Genomic DNA, 4699 nt, shown 5'->3' with positions numbered 1-4699 from the left:
CGGATTTGGATGAAAGTACAGCAGACATTGATAAAAGGCTGGAAGAACTCCAAACCGAGTTGATCCAAAAGGCAAATTCAAAGGAAGCATACGATAATATTGTCAACGAGATTTACCGTTTGCGGGACTTAAGGCAAGAAACACTTTCGAGAAACGCTCTCCGTCAAGATAAAAGGGATCGGATTGCTGAGATGACGGACTTTCTTAATATGCAAACCGGTGATATTACGGAGTTTGATGATAAACTGGTCAGAAAACTAGTTGAAAAAGCCATTGTATATGATGACAGGATAGTGGTTGAGTTTAAGTCTGGGTTGGAAATAGAAGTGAATCTATAAGGTTGTAATAAAATAGTATTAATGGTTTAAGTCAGGAATCGATAATAATAGAAAATATAAAATGGGTTTGCCGCCGATTAAGGTGCAGTGGTATCTTAGTCGGCGTTTTTTATAGTTAACTTACAACAAAATCATATTGACAACTATCGATATGTTCGTTATTATTATATCGAGAACATTCGATAACATTGATGCATATAAATATGTAGGAGGTTATTATATGAAACATTCATATGAAGATTATGTTCCTGCAATTAAGGCTATGTCAGATGAAACGCGATTAAAGATTATTGATATGTTATCGTGCGGAGAAATGTGCGCATGCGAAATATTGGAAAAATTAAGCATTTCCCAATCCACTCTTAGCTATCACATGAAGATATTATCTGAAAGCGGACTTGTAAATGCAGTACGTGATGGTGCCTGGATGAGATATACGCTTAATATGGAAAAAATAGATGAACTTAAAACTTTTTTAGTATGCATAACAAGCGACAAAGAAGATTGTATTTGTAAACTATGCAAAAAATCCAATAATCAATGTTGTTAAAGAGGATTTGGCTTTAATAGAAAATATCCGACTGTTATTGTGAGTTAGAAGGCGAGGTTTTTATTATATGCAAACATTGAAGGCAATCTGGGATTTTTTCCAAAGTCAGTTACTAGGGATGAAATGGCTAAATGATTTAATCAGCAGAGGACTTAATTTATTGGGTTTTGACACGACTAGCCGTTGGATTGGAAGCGTTCAATTTTTTATTTATGATGTTATTAAAATTACCCTACTCTTGTGTTTTTTGATTTTTATAATTAGCTACATCCAAAGTTATTTTCCGCCCGAGCGAAGCAGGAAGATATTAGGACGTTTTCATGGTATCGGAGCCAACTCGGTTGCTGCCCTGCTTGGAACGGTAACACCTTTCTGTTCATGCTCTTCAATACCGCTCTTTATCGGCTTTACATCTGCAGGCCTGCCTTTGGGCGTGACATTTTCGTTCCTGATATCATCACCTATGGTAGATCTCGGCTCGCTTGTTCTGCTTATGAGCATCTTCGGCGCAAAGGTTGCTGTCATATACGTTATTGCCGGTCTGATAATAGCTGTTATCGGCGGTACGCTTATTGAGAAGCTGCACATGGAGAAGCATGTAGAGAGCTTTATATATACTGCAGGTAGCGTAGATATAGAATCCCCCAGTTTAACAAGAAAAGACCGGCTTGTTTATGCCAAAGAGCAAATGCTTTCGACATTTAAGAAGGTGTTCCCCTATATCTTGATCGGTGTTGGTATCGGGGCGGTCATTCATAACTGGATTCCTGAAGGATGGGTGTCAACTGCACTAGGAAGCAATAATCCCTTTGGGGTAATATTGGCGACATTAATCGGTGTTCCAATGTATGCGGATATATTCGGTACAATACCCGTTGCAGAAGCGTTATTTGCTAAAGGCGCACAGCTTGGAGTTATCTTGTCTTTTATGATGGCGGTAACCACGCTTTCGCTGCCTTCAATGATTATGTTGCGAAAGGCTATAAAGCCCAAACTGCTGGCTCTGTTTATTGCTATCTGTACAATTGGAATCATAATTATCGGTTATTTGTTCAATGCTTTTCAGGCACTGATAGTTTAGGAGGTAATAAAACATGGAAAACACTTACCGGACTCTGCCAAACGGAGAACTATTAGTAGAGGAATCCTGTTGCTCTCGCGAGTTCGAAACGGCATCCGCAAAGAAGATTATTGTTGAGTATCTCTATCTAGATCGCGAAACATGTGACCGTTGTGTTGGAACAGACAATGCACTTGATGAGGTTATGAAGGTACTTATCCCCACTCTGAGTATTGCTGGATTTGAAGTAGAGTATAACAAAATTGAGATGAAAACAGCAGAAATTGCAGAGCAGTACAAGTTTATTTCCTCACCTACAATTCGTGTAAACGGTCATGATATTTGCAAATCAATTGTAGAGAATAACTGCGGTTGCTGTAGTGACATTAGTGGAACCGATGTAAACTGTCGGGTGTTCGAGTATGATGGAGAACTCTATGAGGTGCCTCCGAAAGAAATGCTTGCTAAAGCCATCCTAAACGCAGTATTTGAGCAGGCTGAGATCAGTTATTCATGCGAAGAGTATGAATTACCTAAAAACCTAAAAGAATTTTATGAAGGAAAGAAAAACAAATCGAGCTGTTCTTGTGAGGATAAATGTTGCTGATGGATAAGACAGAAAACTATGATGATCTGATACTCATTCATTGAGTTTTTTTTACGTATCGTAGAAAGTTAAAAAATATAAAAGGAGAGATTCATTATGGCGTTATTTGGAAAGAAAAATAAAAAAGAAGTAACTTCATGTTGCTGTGGTGGAAATTGTGATGTGGAAAGCATGGTAAAGGCAGAAGTCGCTAAATCCCAAGGTGCAGGAGTGAAGATACTAGGAAGCGGATGCGCCAAGTGTAACCAACTTGAGGAGGCAACAAAAGCAGCTTTGGAACAGTTGGGAATGGATACTACCATTGAACATATAACTGATTTTGCCCGGATTGCATCCTACGGCGTAATGACAACCCCTGCTCTTGTCATCGACGGTAAAGTGGTTTCATACGGCAAGGTGCTGAAAACTGAGGAGGTTGTTAAAATCCTGCAGAAGGTCAGGGGATAACAAAACGTGGCAATAGAGAGGGAAGATATCATGGGGAAAAATGACAGTGCAAAAATTGGATTTTTTGAAAAATATCTGACAATATGGGTTGTACTTTGTATGGTTATTGGAGTTTTAATCGGTATGTACTTACCAGGAATTCCAGATTTCCTCGGACGTTTCGAGTATGCAAATGTATCAATCCCTATTGCCATACTCATTTGGCTCATGATTTATCCGATGATGCTCAAAGTTGACTTCCAGAGTATCAAAAACGTTGGTAAAAATCCGAAAGGATTATTTGTTACATGGGTAACCAACTGGATGATAAAGCCTTTTACCATGTTCGGCATTGCATGGCTGTTTTTCTTTGTAATTTTTAGATCTTTAATCCCGGCAGAATTGGCACAAGACTATCTCGCGGGAGCAATACTTCTTGGAGCGGCACCGTGTACTGCGATGGTATTTGTATGGAGCTATTTGACCAAAGGCAACCCAGCTTATACCGTGGTGCAAGTGGCAACAAACGATCTTATAATTCTCATAGCATTCACGCCTATAGTTGCGTTTCTTCTAGGTGTGGGCGGTGTAACCATACCATGGGATACCCTTATTCTATCTGTAATATTGTTTGTTGTTATCCCATTGGCTGGTGGTATAATTACCCGTAATTACATCACAAAAAAGCGAGGGCTCGATTACTTTGAAAAGAGTTTTATACCGAAGTTTGGGAATATCACTACCATAGGTCTATTGCTAACATTAATAATAATCTTTTCATTCCAGGGCGATGTAATTCTGAATAATCCACTGCATATTGTTTTAATTGCTATACCATTAATTATTCAGACTTTCCTAATCTTTTTCATTGCATATCTAGCAAGCAAGGCTATAAAACTTCCTCATGAGATAGCAGCGCCTGCTGGCATGATTGGCGCCTCTAACTTTTTTGAACTGGCAGTTGCCGTTGCGATTGCATTGTTTGGAACACAAAGCCCAGCTGCACTTGCTACCATTGTAGGGGTTCTAACAGAAGTGCCTGTTATGTTGATATTAGTAAAGATAGCGAATAATACAAGGCACTGGTTTCCAGAAAAAAGCTAGAAAGGAGGTAATGCTTAGTGAGTAATAAACTAAAGGTCGCATTTATATGTGTTCATAATTCATGTCGAAGCCAAATAGCCGAGGCACTTGGTAAGCACTTTGCAGGAGATATATTTGAAAGCTACTCTGCTGGCACAGAAACAAAACCTCAAATTAACCAGGACGCTGTGCGCCTAATGAAAGAGCTTCATGATATAGATATGGAGAAAACTCAACATTCAAAGTTGCTTGATGAAATACCTCCAGTAGATATTGTTATTACAATGGGGTGTAATGTGGAATGCCCTTACCTTCCATGTAAACACAGGGAAGATTGGGGGTTGGATGATCCTACAGGTAAGAGTGATGAGGAATTTAAAAAAGTAATATCAACTATAGAAACAAAAATAAAAGAGTTAAAAGCAAAACTAAAGTCATAATAATTATAACGCCAATTACAAATCTAGTAGTTGGCGTTATAATTATATATGTCGATATGTTCCCGCCTACCGATAGTGCAAAAAGTACCTTTGACTTGTTCCCGACTACCGACAATGTAAAAGACATCAATCCACCCCGCTCGTTGCATGTGGAGTGCGTAATAGGAATGCAAAGAAAAGATACCTAGAAATCCT

At 38.8% G+C, this 4699-nt stretch carries 7 protein-coding genes; all 7 read left to right on the top strand.

Translation table 11 applies throughout. From position 1 onward, the window contains the following. Positions 1-338: recombinase family protein (locus LHW48_00150; protein MCB5258872.1), on the top strand; the 338-nt coding region annotated here is incomplete at its 5' end. Between the two features lie 220 nt (positions 339-558). Continuing rightward, a complete protein-coding gene (locus tag LHW48_00145) occupies positions 559-888 on the top strand; it encodes a metalloregulator ArsR/SmtB family transcription factor (GenBank protein ID MCB5258871.1) in 330 nt (109 codons plus the stop codon). A gap of 67 nt (positions 889-955) precedes the next feature. Then, positions 956-1969, top strand: a complete 1014-nt coding sequence (locus LHW48_00140; GenBank protein MCB5258870.1) for a permease — start codon at positions 956-958, stop codon at positions 1967-1969. A gap of 13 nt (positions 1970-1982) precedes the next feature. Beyond that, positions 1983-2555 (top strand): DUF2703 domain-containing protein, encoded by a 573-nt coding sequence (locus LHW48_00135; GenBank protein MCB5258869.1) that lies wholly within the window; start codon positions 1983-1985, stop codon positions 2553-2555. Positions 2556-2651: 96 nt separating this feature from the next. Then, complete coding sequence (locus LHW48_00130) at positions 2652-3002, top strand: thioredoxin family protein (GenBank protein ID MCB5258868.1); 351 nt, start codon at positions 2652-2654, stop codon at positions 3000-3002. A gap of 30 nt (positions 3003-3032) precedes the next feature. Then, a complete protein-coding gene (gene arsB / locus LHW48_00125; GenBank protein MCB5258867.1) occupies positions 3033-4085 on the top strand; it encodes an ACR3 family arsenite efflux transporter in 1053 nt (350 codons plus the stop codon). A 17-nt stretch (positions 4086-4102) separates the two neighbouring features. After that, positions 4103-4504, top strand: coding sequence for an arsenate reductase ArsC (locus LHW48_00120; GenBank protein ID MCB5258866.1), 402 nt, complete (start codon positions 4103-4105; stop codon positions 4502-4504). Positions 4505-4699: the final 195 nt, after the last annotated feature.

It is taken from the genome of Candidatus Cloacimonadota bacterium (assembly GCA_020532355.1).
GTDB lineage: Bacteria > Cloacimonadota > Cloacimonadia > Cloacimonadales > Cloacimonadaceae > UBA5456.
This window is presented reverse-complemented; position numbering and strand designations above follow the sequence as displayed.

What these genes read in the sequence shown, in the direction of transcription:
- LHW48_00130 (MCB5258868.1), top strand. Translation starts at nt 2,652, where the DNA reads ATGGCGTTATTTGGAAAGAAAAATAAAAAAGAAGTAACTTCATGTTGC.
- LHW48_00135 (MCB5258869.1), top strand. Translation starts at nt 1,983, where the DNA reads ATGGAAAACACTTACCGGACTCTGCCAAACGGAGAACTATTAGTAGAG.
- LHW48_00145 (MCB5258871.1), top strand. Translation starts at nt 559, where the DNA reads ATGAAACATTCATATGAAGATTATGTTCCTGCAATTAAGGCTATGTCA.
- arsB (MCB5258867.1), top strand. Translation starts at nt 3,033, where the DNA reads ATGGGGAAAAATGACAGTGCAAAAATTGGATTTTTTGAAAAATATCTG.
- LHW48_00140 (MCB5258870.1), top strand. Translation starts at nt 956, where the DNA reads ATGCAAACATTGAAGGCAATCTGGGATTTTTTCCAAAGTCAGTTACTA.